Genomic DNA, 13,763 nt, shown 5'->3' with positions numbered 1-13,763 from the left:
TTCCTGAACACAAGCCAACAGTTACGCCCGCGACTCATTCGGAACGCCTTTTCAGGCCCGCCGTTGAAGACTTCAAGTAAAGTCAACAACAAAATGAGACGCAAGATGAACAAGCTAGCGATTGCGCTGGCGGCGTCGGGATTGTTCGCCCTGTCGGTCCCCACCGCCGCACTGGCTTCGGAAGAATCGGCGGAAGCCCGCATCGAGGCGACCAGCGCCGCCGACGCGGCCCGCTGGGACATGCTGGAAAGCTTCGGGCCCAAGGCCCTCGCGCCCGGCCAGTACCTGTGGGCCGATGACCTCGGCGAAGGTCCGGCCAAGGTCGTGGTGAGCCTCGGCGAGCAGATGGCCTATGTCTACCGCGGCGACCGGCTGGTCGGTATGACCACCATCTCCAGCGGCAAGGAGGGCAAGGACACGCCCACCGGGATCTTCAGCGTGCTGGAGAAGAAGCCGATGCACCGCAGCAAGAAGTACGACAATGCGCCCATGCCCTTCATGCAGCGCATCGACAATTACGGCATTGCACTGCACGCCGGTCACAATCCGGGTGAGCCGGCAAGTCATGGCTGCATCCGCCTGCCGAGCGCCTTTGCCGCCAAGCTGTACAAGCTCACCGACGTGGGGACCCCCGTCCTGATCGGCGCGTGAAGCTTTAAGCTTCCTACCGGCGGCGTCTCCCCTGCGCCGCCGCACCTGCCGGCGCCGCGCACCCCCTGTCGCGGCGCCGGCCTTCTTTTGCGGCCGTCCGTCGCGCGGCCGGTTGACGGCGTGGCGCAAGCACGATGCAATGCGCGTCATGTCGGACCGGTCCATCATCGGCGCCAGCCGCGAGCACCTTGCGCAGGCCCGCGAGGGCTATTTCCAGCACCTTGGCTTTGCCCTGCTGGTCGCGACGCTGCTGCTGTCGGCGGCGCTGGCCTGCCTCGTTCACGCTCTGGTGCCCGGCGTCTGCCGCACTTCGGCCAGCCGTATCGTCGCCTTGCTCAGTGAATTGTTCCGGGACCGCGAGCGCCTTCGGCCGACCGCTCGCAGTGGCTCGGGCGCACTGGTGCTGACCACGCTTCTGCTCTTGTCGGTCCCGCCGTTGCTGCTGATGCTGCGCGGCGGCGGCAACGTGCTGATGATCCCGCTCGGCCTCCTCTGCCTCGCGGTGCCCGTTGCCTACCTCCGCACAAACCCGGACCTGGAGCCGGTCGCCTAAACCTTGACGTCGTCCATGGTGGTGAGCTTGACCTTGGGCAGCCCGTCCTTGTCGATCTTGGCCATCAGCTCCGACCGCCGCTTCTTCAGCTGCTCGCCCACCGCGTCCATGTCGACGCCGTGGCGCTTGGCCTGGCTGAAGATGCCGTGGAGCCAACCTTCCTCTTCCTTGATGTGGTGCTCCATCTCTTCCTGCAGCACCTTGACCTTGCCGTCGTAATATTCGTCGTCGGGCCCGCCGTGTGCGATCTCGGCCACCAGCACCTTGGCCGCGTCATGCTCGACATAGGCTTCCTTGAGGTCGGCCTCCTCCACCTTGCCCTCGCATGCCGGGTAGAAGATCTCTTCCTCGATCTGGCTATGAACGATGATCTCGGCGCAGATCTGCTCGGCCAGTTTCTTCTTGGCCCCGTTGCCCTTGGCGTCCTGGAAGTCCTTGAACAGGCCTTCAAGCTTGCGGTGGTCTTCCTTCAACAAGGTGATGGCGTCGGGCATGGAGCTCTCCTGAATAACGCCCCATGAAACCGGCGCGCCGGAACAGTTGTTCCGCCTGCGAAGCAGTCGCAACAGCTGGAGGAGGCCCGATGCGCGGCTTGGGTTATTTCGTCTCGATCATCAGCGTGATGCTGCTCGGCTCCGTCGCTTGGCCCAGCCCCGAGGATCCCTCATGGCACCTTCCGGCGCTGCTGGCGGGCATGGCGACGTCGATCACCGGCATGCTGCTGCGCTGGGCCGCAAGCCGCAAGCAACTGCACGAACTGCACGCAGTGGAGCGGCGGACCGGTGCCTAGCTAGCGTCCACGCGTCGTCCCACCACCGGACCCGGCCAGCGCTACCTCGGTTGTTGGCTGTTCCTCCGGCTGCTCGGCTGGCGCGGTCGGCACCTTGCCGGGCACCTTGTTCAGCTCCAGCCAGTCGCGGAACGGCAGGTGGTAGAGCATATCCATCACCTCGAACTCCAGGCCGCCCGGCTGGTTCGTGTTGCTGTTCCATAGCGCCACCACGCCGCTCTTCAGCTGCGGATCGAACAGGATCAGCGAGCGGTAGCCGTTCACGCCACCGCGATGGCCGACGATCGTGTGCCCGGCGTAATTATACGAACGCCAGCCGAGGCCGTAATAAGCGTCGCCGACCCGCTCGAGGAACTTGCGCAGCCGCGCCCGCTCGCCCGGCGTCTTGACCAGCGGCTGATGAATGGTGGCCAGCACCTTGGGCGAGAGCACGGTCGGCATGCCGCCGGCCTGCGCGATCATCCACAGCGCCAGGTCCTTGATGTTGCTGTTGACGCCGCCGGCCGCCGGCACGTCGTAGTAGGGCTGCGTCACTTCCAGCGGTCGCCGACCGACGCTGTGCGGCCGTGCCCAGCTGCGTGCGGTCATCAATCCGTCGCGGGTCATCGTCGCCGAACTCATGCCGATCGGCCCGAACAGCTGCTGGGCGACCACCTCCTGGTAGGGTTTGCCCGTTGCCTTGGCGACGATGTCGCTGGCGCCGTCATATGCGACGTTCTGGTAGCTCCAGCACGTCCCCGGCGCGCAGCCCAGACCGACCGTCGCCAACTGCGCCTTGAGCACCGGCACTGGCTGGCCTTCCTCCAGCTTGTTGTCGAAGGCGTGCTTCGGCAGGCCCGACCGGTGGCTGAGGAGGTCGCTGACCGTCACCCGATACTCGCCGCCGTTCGGCAGCTTCAATCCCGGCGCATAGTTCACCAGCGGGCCGTTGAGGTCGACCTTGCCCTGCTCGGCCAGCTTCGCGACCATGGTGCCGGCGACGCCCTTGCTAACCGAGGCCCAACGGAACACCGTCGCCGGCGTGACCTTGTCGCCCGACCCAGCCACCGTCTCGCCATAGCCGTTCAGGAACGTGATGCGGCCGTTCTCGACGATGCCAACAGCGACGCCCACGACGCCTGGCTTCTCCACCAGGCGCTTCAGGCGCTCGTCGATCTGGGCGTAGTTGACGTCGCGGCGCGCAGCCGGCGTGACCTTGGCGAGCGCCAGGTTAGCGGCGACCGGTGCGCCGGCGCCTTGCGCGGCAGAGCCCTGCGCCGGCTCGACCACGCGGACACTCGCCAGCGCGGCCCCAACCAGCAACACGGCGCCAGCGCCGAACAGCGTGGTCCTCTTCAGTGTTTCATCCTCCCCGGACCGCCCGTGTGGCGCTCCGTGGGCCTCCTCTCAACGGGCCCGTCGCTTCGCTGCGCTGAAACGATAGGTTGCAGCGACGAACGCACCGCCGCTGGAAAAGATCGCACGGCTCGCCTATCGGTGACGCCCATGCAGTTCCTGCGCACATTGTTCTGGGTGGTCGTGGCGGCGTTCCTCGCGATCATGGCAAGGAACAACTGGTCGGACGTGACCCTCAACCTGTGGGGCAGCCTGCAGCTGGACATCAAGATTCCGCTGCTGATCGCGATCGCGTTCCTGCTCGGCCTGCTCCCCACGCTCATCATCCTGCGCGGGCGGATCTGGACGCTGAAGCGCCGGCTGGCGGTGCAGTCCCACCAGGCGGAGGTCCTGGCCAACCCGCCGGCGGTGAACCCGGCCGAGACCGCGCCCATCGTACCATGACCAGCCCCGTGTTCATCGCGATCGACACGCCGGACCTGTCGCGGGCGCAGCGGCTGGCCGCCGCCGTCCGCCCGCATGCCGGCGGGATCAAGCTCGGTTTGGAGTTCTTCGTCGCTAACGGCCCGGGTGGCGTCCGCGGACTGGCGTGCGAAGGATTGCCGATCTTCCTCGATCTGAAGCTCCACGACATCCCCAACACGGTCGGCAAGGCGGTGGCGGCGCTCGCGCCCCTCAGGCCGGCCGTCCTGACGGTCCACGCGGCGGGTGGCGAGGCGATGCTCGCGGCCGCCAGGGCCGCCGCGCCCGAGGACACCAAGGTAGTGGCAGTCACCGTTCTGACCAGCCTCGACGATGGTGACCTGGCCGACATCGGTGTCTGCGACGCGGCCGACGTCCAGGTCAGGCGCCTGGCCGACCTCAGCCGCCGCGCCGGCTGCGACGGGATCGTCTGCTCGGGCGCGGAGGTCGCGGGCGCCAGGGCTGCCTGGCCCGACGGCTACTTCGTCGTGCCCGGCGTGCGCCCGGCCGGCAGCGACACCGGCGACCAGAAGCGGGTCATGACCCCTGCGCAAGCACTCGCCGCCGGAGCCTCCATGCTGGTCGTCGGGCGACCGGTCACCGCCGCCGAGAGCCCGGCCGAGGCCGCGCGCGCGATCGCCGCTTCCCTGTAGAGGCGGGCGGCGCTAGGGCCTCACCGCTTCCTGTTTCCCGAAAGAACATACGTCGATGAGCTGGCTGAACCGGGTCCGCAACAGCATCTCCTTCCTTCCCAAGCGGCAGGTCGCCGAGAACCTCTGGCACAAGTGCAAGAAGTGCGACTCGATGGTGTTCCTCAAGGAATGGGAGGACAATCTCTTTGTCTGCCCGCGCTGCGACCACCACGACCGTATCCGTGCGCACCAGCGCTTCGCCATCCTGTTCGACGAGGGCAAGTATGACGAACTCGCCGCCCCCGAGGCGCGGGAGGACCCGCTCAAGTTCCGCGACACCAAGCGCTATGTCGACCGTCTGAAAGCCGCCCGCACCGCCACCGAAGAACGCGACGCCCTGATCAATGCCCGCGGCCAGGTCGAAGGTCGGACGGCCGTGGTCGGCGTGCAGGATTTCGCCTTCATGGGCGGCTCCATGGGCGTCGCGGTCGGTTCCGCCTTCCTGGCCGGGGTCCGCGCCGCGATCGAGGCCCGTGCTCCCTACATCATCTTCACGGCGGCCGGCGGCGCCCGCATGCAGGAAGGCATCCTCAGCTTGATGCAGATGCCGCGCACCACCGTGGCGCTGGCCGAACTGCGCGAAGCCGGCTTGCCTTACATCGTCGTGTTGACCGACCCCACCACCGGCGGCGTCACCGCCAGCTACGCAATGCTGGGCGACGTGCAACTGGCCGAGCCGGGCGCCCTGATCGGCTTCGCCGGCCAGCGCGTCATCGAGCAGACTATCCGCGAGAAGCTGCCCGACGGCTTCCAGCGCGCCGAGTATCTTCGCGACCACGGCATGGTCGACCTGGTCGTCCCCCGCGGCGACCTGCGCGCCACCATCGGCAAGCTCATCGCCTATCTCGCACCGGAGAGCGAGGCCGAGGCCGCCTGATGGCTGACGGCGCACGCTCGGATCATCCGGGCGTCCAGGCGCAGCTCGACCGACTGGCTGCGCTCAGCCCGGGTGGCGACCGCCTGGGGCTGGAGCGCATCACAAGCCTGCTCGACCGGCTCGGCCGCCCGCAGGACCGGCTTCCCCCCGTGCTCCACGTGGCCGGCACCAATGGCAAGGGGTCCACCTGCGCCTTCCTCCGCACCGCGCTGGAAGCAGCCGGGCACCGCGTCCACGCCTTCACCTCGCCGCACCTCGTCCGCTTCAACGAACGCATCCGCCTGGCCGGCACCTTGATCGACGACGACCGGCTCGCCGCCCTGCTCGGCGAAGTGCTGGACGCCAGCGCCGCTATCGAACCGAGCTTCTTCGAAGTGACGGCCGCTGCCGCTTTTCTCGCCTTCGCGCGCACCCCCGCGGACGCGCTGGTGCTGGAGGTCGGCATGGGTGGCCGCCTCGACGCCACCAACGTCATCGCCCGCCCGCTGGTCACCGGCATTGCGGCGCTTGGGCACGACCACCAGCAGTGGTTAGGCGCCGAGCTGACCGGCATTGCCGCCGAGAAGGCCGCCATCGCCAAGCCCGGCGTGCCGCTCGTCACCCTCGCCTACCCGCCGGAAGTCGCCGCACGCGTCGCGGAAGTCACGGCGGCCGTTGGTGCCACGCTCATCGCGCAAGGAAACGGCTGGGACGTCTGGTCCCACGTCGACCACCTCCACTATCGCGACGGTGCGGGCGACCTGCGCCTGCCCCGTCCTGCGCTCCCGGGCGCGCACCAGGTCGATAATGCCGGGCTGGCAATTGGCATGCTCCGCCACCAGTCCGACTTAGCCCTTCCCGAGACCGCGCTCGCTGCCGCCATGCGCGACACCCGCTGGCCCGCTCGTCTGCAGCAGCTCCGGCCCGGACCCCTGATCGGCGATCGTCAGGTCTGGCTGGACGGCGGCCACAATCCCCAGGCAGCGGAAGCGCTGGCGGAGGCAATGTCAGGCCTCGTCAGCGGCCCGCTGCACCTCGTCACGGGCGTGCTGACCACCAAGGACGCCCGCGGCCTGCTGGCCCCCTTTCGCGGCGTCGCGACCCAGGTTCACGCCGTCGGCTTCACCCACGAGCTCGCGAGTAAACCCCACGACCTCGCCGCGACCGCACAAGACCTCGGCCTCCCCGCCACCGCCCACGCCACCGTCGCCGACGCCCTCACCGCCATTCCGGCCGAGGCGCCGGCCCTGATCGCCGGCTCGCTTTACCTTGCGGGCGAGGTGCTCGCGCTCAACGACGAGTCCCCTTCCTGAGGCGCATCGGCCCGCGCGTCGCCCTCACCGACCACCCCCGCTGATCCCATCGAACTGTCGATCAGCCCCATCCGCATCATCAGCCAGAACAGCAGGATGCCAGGCAGAGCGGCCGCCGTCGTCATCAGGTAGAAGTTCGGGTAACCCATGGCGTCGATCAGCGCGCCGGCCGTGGTCCCCGTCAGGAACCGGCCGACGATGCTCGCTCCGGCCGAGATCAACGCATATTGCGCGGCCGTGAAGCGCAGGTCGCATAGCGCGGAGAAGTAGGCCACGACACACACGCCGCCGATGCCGCTGGCGATATTCTCGAACCCGATCGCGCCGGCCATGCCAAGGTTGCTGTGCCCAGCTCCCGCCAGCAACGCGAAGCTGAAATTGCTGACCGCCATCAGGATAAGGCTGATCATCACCGAACGCTTCATGCCCAGCCGGGTGTACATGACACCGCCGATAAAGATGCCGATCAGATAGGCCCAGAAACCGACACCCACGTCGTACAGGGCGATCTCGTCGTTGGAGAAACCGAGGTCGTCGAACAGCAGGCGGAAGGTCAGGTTCGCCAGCGTGTCGCCAATCTTGTGCAGCAGGATGAAGAGCAGCACCAGGAAGGCGCCGCGGCGTTGGAAGAACTCGACGAACGGCTTCCATACGGCCTCGACCGTCGCCGCGAGCGCCGGCCGATCCTTCGGAGCACGGTGCCGGCTCGGCTCGCCATAGATCAGCGCCGTGATCATTGCCGGCAGCGCCAGCCCGGCACAGGCCAGGTACGCCATCTCCCAGCCGGAGCGGGCCGATACGACCAGCGCCAGCGCGCCCGCGCCAGCCGAACCGATGCGCCAGCCATACTGGCTCATGCCGGACCCGACGCCCAACTGCCGGGGCTCCAGCGCCTCGATCCGGTACGCGTCAATCACGATATCGAAGCTGGCGCCGGCGATCCCGACCAGGATGGCGGCGGTCACGACCGAGCCGATGTCGGCCGGGTTGGCGAAGGCGAGGTTGGCCACCGCCGCGATCACCGCCGCGCCGGTTACCAGCATCCACGACACCCGCTGCCCGAGCCGGCCAAGGCCGGGCAGGCGCACGCCGTCGATGATCCACGCCCACAGGAACTTGAGATTGTACATCAGGAAGACGAGGCTGAACGCGGTGATGGTCGACTTGTCGATGCCGTCCTGCTTCAGCCGGGTGGTCAGCGTCGCGCCGATCATGGCGTAGGGAAAGCCCGACGAGACGCCGAGGAACAGCGCGGCGATCGGCGCACCCTCCGTATACGGCCGCAGACCCGCGGGCAGCGACCTCCGCCAGCCAAGCTCCCGCCTCTCGTCCGCCACTGTCGCCACGCTGATCTCCCCGCTACTCGCCCTCGACCCTAGCCGCTTGAAAGCGGGGCGCAACAGGCGCAGTCTCCCTTGCCATGGACGCACCGCTCCGTTCGTCGCGCCCGACGCCGGGCCAGCGCGCGCTGATCGACCGGCTTGTGCAAGGCCATTCGGACGCGGGCGCCGCCACCGCCACGCTCCGCGCCAACCTCTACACCGACCCGGACCGCTTCGTTCGCGAGCAGGAACGGCTGTTTGCGCGCACGCCGCTGCTACTCGGCCCTTCGGCGCTGCTGCCGAAGCCGAACACCGCCGTCACCCACGACGACTATGGCTTGCCGCTGATCGTCAGCCGCGACGCCGACGGCCGCGTGCACGTTCTCGCCAACGTCTGCCGCCACCGCGGCACCCGCCTGATCGAAACCGGCGAGGTCATCCCAGCCGCCCGTATCGTCTGCCCGTACCATGCCTGGGCCTACAAGCCGGACGGCGCCCTTGCCGGCGTGCCGCGCCCCGACTGCTTCCCCGGCCTCGACAAGGCGACCATGCCGCTGCGCCGGTTCGCCGCGCACGAGAGCGGCGGACTGATCTGGTCCTCGCCCGATCCCGCCGCCGACTTCGCGCCCGTGGCGGCGCTCAGCGACGACATGGACGCGTTCGGTCTCGCCGGCCTCCACCTCTACCGCCGCCGCACACACGACGTCGCGGCCAACTGGAAGCTGGTGATCGACGCCTTTCTTGAAAGCTACCACGTCCAACGGCTGCACGCCGCCACCATCGCCAAGTTCTTCACCGACGGCATCACCGTCGCCGACCGGATCGGCCGCCACCAGCGCGCCGTGGTCGCCCGCGCCGACTATCTCGCCGGCATGGACCCGGACGACTGGCGACAGGTGCGCGGCGCCGCAACCTTCACCTACCACTTCTTCCCTAACAGCGTGATCATCGTCTCGCCCGACTATGTGAACCTGCTGCTCTGCTATCCACAGGCGGTCGGCCGCACCCTGGTGGAGGACGTCATGCTCATTCCCGAGCCGCCGGGCACGCCCGAGGCGGAGGCGCACTGGCGCAAGAGCTGGGACCTGCTCGACGGGGGCACCTTCGGCGCCGAGGACTTCCGCGCCGCAGCCCTCTGCCACCAGGGGCTGGCCTCCGGCCTGATCGATCAGATCACACTCGGTACACTGGAGGCGGGCGTCGTCGACTTCCACCGCCTGATGGATGAAGCGCTCGCCTAGTAGAGAACCAGTCCGTCCACCTTCTTCACCGGCTGTCCGCTCAGCTTGCGGTCAATCATCTTCAGCGCCGCCTGAAGCGTCCGCTCCTGGTACGGCTTCAGCAGATAGCCCAGCACCAGCTCCTCCGCGCCTTCCGGCGGGGTGGCCGTGACGAACAGCACGGGGATGCCGCGCCGTTTCGCTTCCCGCGCCAGTGCATAGCCGTCCTTGTCGCCCGCCAGGCTGATATCCGTCAGGATCAGGTGGACCCCGCGCGGATCCTCGTCCTCGTCCCCGCTCGGCGGCAGCGGCTCGCATTCACTCTCGAGCACCTCGACCGCATCGTCGTGGTCATCGACAGTGGCGACCACCTCATAACCGGCGTCGGCGACCATGGTCTCATTGTCGAAGGCGACCAGCGGCTCGTCCTCCACGATCAGGATACGCTTGACGATCCGCTTCCGCTTGCCGAACAGCCCCAAAGCACACCTTTCACCCAAGGACGCATATTTTGCCCCCGGAACGAACGAGAGCCTCACCTGTGCCGCAAAAGCGGACGCAGAAAAAGAGCGCTCCGGCGCGCGGGGGCTCCGCCGAGGCACCGCAGCACACCGCCGGCGAGCCGCAGCGCATCGCCAAGCTGCTCGCCCGCGCCGGCGTGGCTTCCCGCCGCGAGATCGAGCGCATGATCGCCGACGGCCGCATCGCCTTGAACGGCGAGAAGCTGACCACCCCCGCCACCATCCTCACCGACCTTGCCGGCGTCACCGTCGACGGCAAGCCGGTGCGCCCGCCCGCCGCCGCCCGCCTGTGGCGCTTCTACAAGCCGGCCGGCTGCCTCACGGCCGCCAACGATCCCAAGGGCCGCCCCACCATCTACGACCGGCTCCCCGCCGGCCTGCCGCGGGTCATGCCGGTCGGCCGACTCGACTTCATGACGGAAGGCCTGCTGCTGCTCACCAACGACGGCGAGCTGAAGCGCCAGCTCGAGCTGCCGAAGACTGGCGTGGTCCGCCGCTACCGTGCCCGCGCGTTCGGCGACATCACGCAGGAACAGCTGGAGGAACTGGCGGAAGGCGTGGAGATCGAGGGCGTGCGCTACGGCTCGATCGACGCCAACCTGGAACGCCGCACCGGCCGCAACACCTGGATCGAGCTGGCGCTGACCGAAGGCAAGAACCGGGAGGTGCGCCGCGTCCTCGCCTACCTCGGCCTGCAGGTCTCCCGCTTGATCCGCACCAGCTACGGCCCGCTTGGCGCGGACGAGCTGGAGCCCGGCCAGGTCGCCGAAGTCCAGCGTGAAGACCTGTTCCGCTTCCGCCAGACGCTCAAGTGAGGATCATCGCCGGGCGCTGGCGGGGCCGCCCGCTCGCCGCGCCGCCGGGCATGACCACCCGCCCGACCGCCGACCGCACCCGCGAAACCCTGTTCAGCATGCTGACCAGCCGACTCGGCAGCTTCGATGATTTAACCGTCGCCGACCTCTACGCCGGCTCGGGCGCGCTCGGCCTTGAGGCGCTGTCCCGCGGCGCCGCATCGGCCGTGTTCGTCGAAACCGATGCTGCCGCCCGCCGCACGATCGAAGCCAACGCCCGCACCCTGGGCGCTGCGGTCGAAGTCCTCGCCACCTCCGCAGAGCGCCTGCCCCGCGGCCGCACCTTGGACCTGATCCTGGCTGATCCGCCCTACGCGGCCAATTCCGGCAGGAAGGTGGTGGCGGCGGTCAGCGCGGCCGATTGGCTCGCACCCGGCGGCTGGCTGGCGGTGGAAACCGAACGCGGCCAGGCCGTCGACCCTGGTCCGTATGAACTTGCCGCCGAGCGCGACACTGGCCGCGCGCGGCTGACTCTGTTGCGCCGCCCCGCCTAGCCCTTCTTCGCGCCGCCGATCGTCACTTCCTTCAGCAGGCGGGTCCCGATCGCCGCCGCGGCCGCCTTGCCGGCCTTCTTCACCGAATCCTTGCTCTTGGCGGCAGCCGGGTCGGCCTTACCGCTTTCGGCAATGGCCGCCACGGCCGCCATGGCGCCTACGGCCAGCAGGTCGGCCACCAGCGGATGGTCGAGCACCTTGGACGCCAGCGCTTCCAGCCCGCCGCCAACGCCCTGGCCTTCGTCCTTGGCTTTCTTCGCTTTCTTGCCCTTCTTTCCGCCGTTCTCGTGCCCGACGACCTCAAGCCGGTCGTTCGGGTGGGCGTCCTTGGCCTTCTTGCTCTTCTTGTCCTTGGCCACGCTCATTCTCCTGTTCGCTTGCCGCGATGCTACCGGCAGCAACGCGCCACGGGCAAGGTCAGCGCTTCTTGCCCTGGTGCCGGATGTTGGCCGGTCGCCCGCGGCGTCCCATCGGCGGTCGCCGCACCCGGTCCTTGCGCGGGCCCATCCCTCGTCCGTAGCTGCCCTCCGGCGGCTCGAACCGCAGCGCGCCGCTGACCGGATTAGCCTCCACCAGCCGCAGCTGTAGCCGCTGTCCGACCCGGTAGGTCTCCTGTGTCTCGTCCCCGACCAGCGACCGCGCCGCCTCATCGTAGCGGAAATACTCGTTACCCAGCTCGCCCGCGGGAATCAGCCCGTCGCCGCCCAGCCCGTCCACGGTCGCGAAAAAGCCGAACGGCTGCACCCCGGTAATCCGGCAGTCCAGCAGCTGCCCGACATGGTCGGCCAGGTAGGCCGCGACATAGCGGTCCAGCGTCTCGCGCTCCGCCTCCATCGCCCGCCGCTCCAGCATCGAGATATTCTCGCCGATCTCCGTAAACCGCTCGGCATCCTCGGCCGGCAGCCCGCCCTCGCCCAGCCCATAGGACCGCACCAGGCTGCGGTGCACCAGCAGGTCGGCGTAGCGTCGTATCGGCGAGGTGAAGTGGGCGTACGACCCGAGTGACAGCCCGAAGTGCCCCAGGTTGTCCGGCGAGTAGCGCGCCTGCGTCTGCGTGCGCAGCAGCATCTCCATGATCTCGGGCCGCGCCTCGCTGTCGCCGACGCGTTCGATGATCCGGTTGAAGGTGGCCGGCTTCACCACCTGCCCCAGCGCGAACTCCAGGTCGAAGGTCTTGAGATAGTCCTTGAGCGCCGTCAGCTTCTCGCGGCCCGGAGTCTCGTGCACCCGGTACATGACCGGCGCTTTCTTCGCCTCCAGCGCCTTGGCCGCCGCGACGTTGGCGGCGATCATGTAATCCTCGACCAGCCGGTGCGCGTCCAGCCGCTCACGCGGCGCCACCGACGCGATCCGCCCCTTCTCGTCCAGCACCACTTGCCGCTCGGGCAGGTCCAGCTCCAGCGGCTCGCGCCGGTTGCGCGCTGCCAGCAGCGCCCGCCAGCAGGCCCACAACGGCTTGAGTGCGCCATTCACCAACTCGGGAGCGACCGGACCCTCGATCTCCGGCATCGAGCAGGGCGACGAAGCGACCTCCGTCCGCTCCTCGCCCGCCGCGTCCATCGCGGCCTGCGCATCCTCATAGGCGATGTTGCCCGCCACCCGGATCACCGCCCGGCTGAACCGCCAATTTCTGAGCGTCCCATCCTTCGCCACCTCCAGGTGGCAGGCGAGCGCCGCCCGGTCCTGCCCTTCCTTCAGCGAACAGATGTCGCTCGACAGTTCGTGCGGCAGCATCGGCACGACCCGGTCGGGGAAGTAGACGCTGTTACCCCGCCGCCGCGCCTCGCGGTCCAGCGCCGATCCCGGCCGCACGTAGAAACTGACGTCGGCGATGGCGACGATCGCATCCCAGCCGCCCTCCTCGCGTGGGCTCGCCCAGATCGCATCGTCATGGTCGCGCGCGTCAGCGGGGTCGATCGCGACGATCGGCAGGTGCCTGAGGTCCTCGCGCTCTCCCAGCGGCAATTGCGAGACCTCGGTCGCCTCGGCGATCGTCTCGTCCCGGAACTCGACTGGCAGGCCATGCTTGTGGATGGCGATCAGCGAGAAGCTGCGCGGCGCGAACGGGTCGCCCAGCACCGCATCGACCCGTGCCGACACCCGCGGCGGCCGTCCGGACGGCTCGGCCAGCACCAGGTCGCCGGTCTGCGCCTCGCCCAACTCGCTGATCGGCAACTGCCGCCGCTCGCGCTTGTCGACGGCTTTAAGCCAGCGCTTGCCGTCCTCGTCCTCGTGGACGACGCCCAGGATCAGGTCGGCCGAGCGCTGCAATTTCTTCATCAGGTGCGCGACATGGCCCTGCCCGCGCTCCTCCGTCCGCGCCAGGATGCGGTCGTTCAGCGCCAGAGCCGATCGCCGGCCCTTTTCGATGACTCGCAGCTTCGGGGGCGGCCCGTCCCCATGCCAACTTTCCGGCACCGCAACTGCCTGGTCTTCGACCGCGACAATCCGCAGCACCGTGACCTTCGGCACCCCGCCCGCCTTGTGGAACGTGCGGCCCGGCGCCGAGTCGATCAGCCCCTCGTCGGCCATGTCCTTGAGCAGGGACTTGAGCATGATCTTGTCATGCCCGTTCAGCCCAAACGCCCGCGCGATCTCCCGCTTGCCCGCGGGCTGGCCGGATTGCTGGATGAAGTCGAGGATTTGCTGGCGGGTCGGCAGGCCGGCGTGGGCGGGTTTGCGAGGCATGGCCTACTCTAC

16 protein-coding genes are annotated in these 13,763 nt (G+C 68.6%); 10 read left to right on the top strand and 6 right to left on the bottom strand.

Translation table 11 applies throughout. The features are described from left to right. The first annotated feature begins 105 nt into the window (after positions 1 to 105). Both OMW55_RS12105 and OMW55_RS12100 read left to right on the top strand, forming a co-directional pair. Positions 106 to 651, top strand: a complete 546-nt coding sequence (locus OMW55_RS12105) for a L,D-transpeptidase family protein (RefSeq protein WP_264883438.1) — start codon at positions 106 to 108, stop codon at positions 649 to 651. A gap of 139 nt (positions 652 to 790) precedes the next feature. Continuing rightward, on the top strand, positions 791 to 1,204 hold the full coding sequence (locus OMW55_RS12100; RefSeq protein ID WP_264883437.1) for a DUF6356 family protein: 414 nt from the start codon (positions 791 to 793) through the stop codon (positions 1,202 to 1,204). Here the strand turns inward: OMW55_RS12100 and OMW55_RS12095 are convergent. Next, positions 1,201 to 1,698 carry a hemerythrin domain-containing protein gene (locus tag OMW55_RS12095; RefSeq protein WP_264883436.1) on the bottom strand — a complete coding sequence of 166 codons (498 nt, stop codon included), beginning with the start codon at positions 1,696 to 1,698 and terminating at the stop codon, positions 1,201 to 1,203. The genes OMW55_RS12100 and OMW55_RS12095 overlap by 4 nt on opposite strands. Before the next feature lie 89 nt (positions 1,699 to 1,787). On the opposite strand from OMW55_RS12095, the gene OMW55_RS12090 reads away from it, so the two are divergent. Beyond that, the gene (locus tag OMW55_RS12090; RefSeq protein ID WP_264883435.1) at positions 1,788 to 1,994 is read left to right on the top strand and encodes a hypothetical protein; all 207 of its coding nucleotides are present in this window, start codon (positions 1,788 to 1,790) and stop codon (positions 1,992 to 1,994) included. On the opposite strand, the gene OMW55_RS12085 is transcribed toward OMW55_RS12090, so the two are convergent. Then, the gene (locus OMW55_RS12085) at positions 1,995 to 3,299 is read right to left on the bottom strand and encodes a serine hydrolase domain-containing protein (RefSeq protein WP_264883433.1); all 1,305 of its coding nucleotides are present in this window, start codon (positions 3,297 to 3,299) and stop codon (positions 1,995 to 1,997) included. Between the two features lie 180 nt (positions 3,300 to 3,479). Here OMW55_RS12085 and OMW55_RS12080 point away from each other — a divergent pair, with 180 nt between their 5' ends. The 4 genes from OMW55_RS12080 to OMW55_RS12065 are packed head-to-tail and all read left to right on the top strand — an operon-like array spanning position 3,480 to position 6,652. After that, positions 3,480 to 3,773, top strand: a complete 294-nt coding sequence (locus OMW55_RS12080) for a LapA family protein (RefSeq protein WP_264883432.1) — start codon at positions 3,480 to 3,482, stop codon at positions 3,771 to 3,773. Then, positions 3,770 to 4,444 carry an orotidine-5'-phosphate decarboxylase gene (gene pyrF, locus OMW55_RS12075; RefSeq protein ID WP_264883431.1) on the top strand — a complete coding sequence of 225 codons (675 nt, stop codon included), beginning with the start codon at positions 3,770 to 3,772 and terminating at the stop codon, positions 4,442 to 4,444. The genes OMW55_RS12080 and pyrF overlap by 4 nt, the downstream gene beginning before the upstream one ends. A gap of 55 nt (positions 4,445 to 4,499) precedes the next feature. Beyond that, positions 4,500 to 5,360, top strand: coding sequence for an acetyl-CoA carboxylase, carboxyltransferase subunit beta (gene accD, locus OMW55_RS12070; protein ID WP_264883429.1), 861 nt, complete (start codon positions 4,500 to 4,502; stop codon positions 5,358 to 5,360). Next, positions 5,360 to 6,652: a bifunctional folylpolyglutamate synthase/dihydrofolate synthase gene (locus tag OMW55_RS12065; RefSeq protein WP_264883428.1), complete on the top strand. Its 1,293-nt coding sequence runs from the start codon at positions 5,360 to 5,362 to the stop codon at positions 6,650 to 6,652. Before accD ends, OMW55_RS12065 begins: the two co-directional genes overlap by 1 nt. Here OMW55_RS12065 and OMW55_RS12060 read toward each other — a convergent pair. After that, positions 6,604 to 7,950, bottom strand: coding sequence for an AmpG family muropeptide MFS transporter (locus OMW55_RS12060; RefSeq protein WP_407822159.1), 1,347 nt, complete (start codon positions 7,948 to 7,950; stop codon positions 6,604 to 6,606). The two genes, OMW55_RS12065 and OMW55_RS12060, sit on opposite strands and share 49 nt — an antisense overlap. A gap of 122 nt (positions 7,951 to 8,072) precedes the next feature. On the opposite strand from OMW55_RS12060, the gene OMW55_RS12055 reads away from it, so the two are divergent. Then, positions 8,073 to 9,215: an aromatic ring-hydroxylating oxygenase subunit alpha gene (locus OMW55_RS12055; RefSeq protein WP_264883426.1), complete on the top strand. Its 1,143-nt coding sequence runs from the start codon at positions 8,073 to 8,075 to the stop codon at positions 9,213 to 9,215. On the opposite strand, the gene OMW55_RS12050 is transcribed toward OMW55_RS12055, so the two are convergent. Continuing rightward, positions 9,212 to 9,676, bottom strand: coding sequence for a response regulator (locus OMW55_RS12050; protein WP_264883425.1), 465 nt, complete (start codon positions 9,674 to 9,676; stop codon positions 9,212 to 9,214). The two genes, OMW55_RS12055 and OMW55_RS12050, sit on opposite strands and share 4 nt — an antisense overlap. Positions 9,677 to 9,702: 26 nt before the next feature. On the opposite strand from OMW55_RS12050, the gene OMW55_RS12045 reads away from it, so the two are divergent. Next, positions 9,703 to 10,530 (top strand): pseudouridine synthase, encoded by an 828-nt coding sequence (locus tag OMW55_RS12045; RefSeq protein ID WP_407822158.1) that lies wholly within the window; start codon positions 9,703 to 9,705, stop codon positions 10,528 to 10,530. Continuing rightward, positions 10,527 to 11,063: a 16S rRNA (guanine(966)-N(2))-methyltransferase RsmD gene (rsmD, locus tag OMW55_RS12040; protein WP_264883424.1), complete on the top strand. Its 537-nt coding sequence runs from the start codon at positions 10,527 to 10,529 to the stop codon at positions 11,061 to 11,063. The genes OMW55_RS12045 and rsmD overlap by 4 nt, the downstream gene beginning before the upstream one ends. Here rsmD and OMW55_RS12035 read toward each other — a convergent pair. Then, positions 11,060 to 11,428: a hypothetical protein gene (locus OMW55_RS12035; RefSeq protein WP_264883423.1), complete on the bottom strand. Its 369-nt coding sequence runs from the start codon at positions 11,426 to 11,428 to the stop codon at positions 11,060 to 11,062. The two genes, rsmD and OMW55_RS12035, sit on opposite strands and share 4 nt — an antisense overlap. Positions 11,429 to 11,480: 52 nt before the next feature. Continuing rightward, the gene (gene rnr, locus OMW55_RS12030) at positions 11,481 to 13,751 is read right to left on the bottom strand and encodes a ribonuclease R (RefSeq protein ID WP_264883422.1); all 2,271 of its coding nucleotides are present in this window, start codon (positions 13,749 to 13,751) and stop codon (positions 11,481 to 11,483) included. Positions 13,752 to 13,763 lie beyond the last annotated feature (12 nt).

Origin of the sequence: Sphingomonas arvum, from assembly GCF_026013565.1 — a bacterium.
In the GTDB taxonomy this organism is placed as follows: Bacteria; Pseudomonadota; Alphaproteobacteria; order Sphingomonadales; family Sphingomonadaceae; genus Sphingomicrobium; species Sphingomicrobium arvum.
This window is presented reverse-complemented; position numbering and strand designations above follow the sequence as displayed.

What these genes read in the sequence shown, in the direction of transcription:
- OMW55_RS12105 (WP_264883438.1), top strand. Translation starts at nt 106, where the DNA reads ATGAACAAGCTAGCGATTGCGCTGGCGGCGTCGGGATTGTTCGCCCTG.
- OMW55_RS12100 (WP_264883437.1), top strand. Translation starts at nt 791, where the DNA reads ATGCGCGTCATGTCGGACCGGTCCATCATCGGCGCCAGCCGCGAGCAC.
- OMW55_RS12095 (WP_264883436.1), bottom strand. Translation starts at nt 1,698, where the DNA reads ATGCCCGACGCCATCACCTTGTTGAAGGAAGACCACCGCAAGCTTGAA.
- OMW55_RS12090 (WP_264883435.1), top strand. Translation starts at nt 1,788, where the DNA reads ATGCGCGGCTTGGGTTATTTCGTCTCGATCATCAGCGTGATGCTGCTC.
- OMW55_RS12080 (WP_264883432.1), top strand. Translation starts at nt 3,480, where the DNA reads ATGCAGTTCCTGCGCACATTGTTCTGGGTGGTCGTGGCGGCGTTCCTC.
- pyrF (WP_264883431.1), top strand. Translation starts at nt 3,770, where the DNA reads ATGACCAGCCCCGTGTTCATCGCGATCGACACGCCGGACCTGTCGCGG.
- accD (WP_264883429.1), top strand. Translation starts at nt 4,500, where the DNA reads ATGAGCTGGCTGAACCGGGTCCGCAACAGCATCTCCTTCCTTCCCAAG.
- OMW55_RS12065 (WP_264883428.1), top strand. Translation starts at nt 5,360, where the DNA reads ATGGCTGACGGCGCACGCTCGGATCATCCGGGCGTCCAGGCGCAGCTC.
- OMW55_RS12055 (WP_264883426.1), top strand. Translation starts at nt 8,073, where the DNA reads ATGGACGCACCGCTCCGTTCGTCGCGCCCGACGCCGGGCCAGCGCGCG.
- OMW55_RS12035 (WP_264883423.1), bottom strand. Translation starts at nt 11,428, where the DNA reads ATGAGCGTGGCCAAGGACAAGAAGAGCAAGAAGGCCAAGGACGCCCAC.
- rnr (WP_264883422.1), bottom strand. Translation starts at nt 13,751, where the DNA reads ATGCCTCGCAAACCCGCCCACGCCGGCCTGCCGACCCGCCAGCAAATC.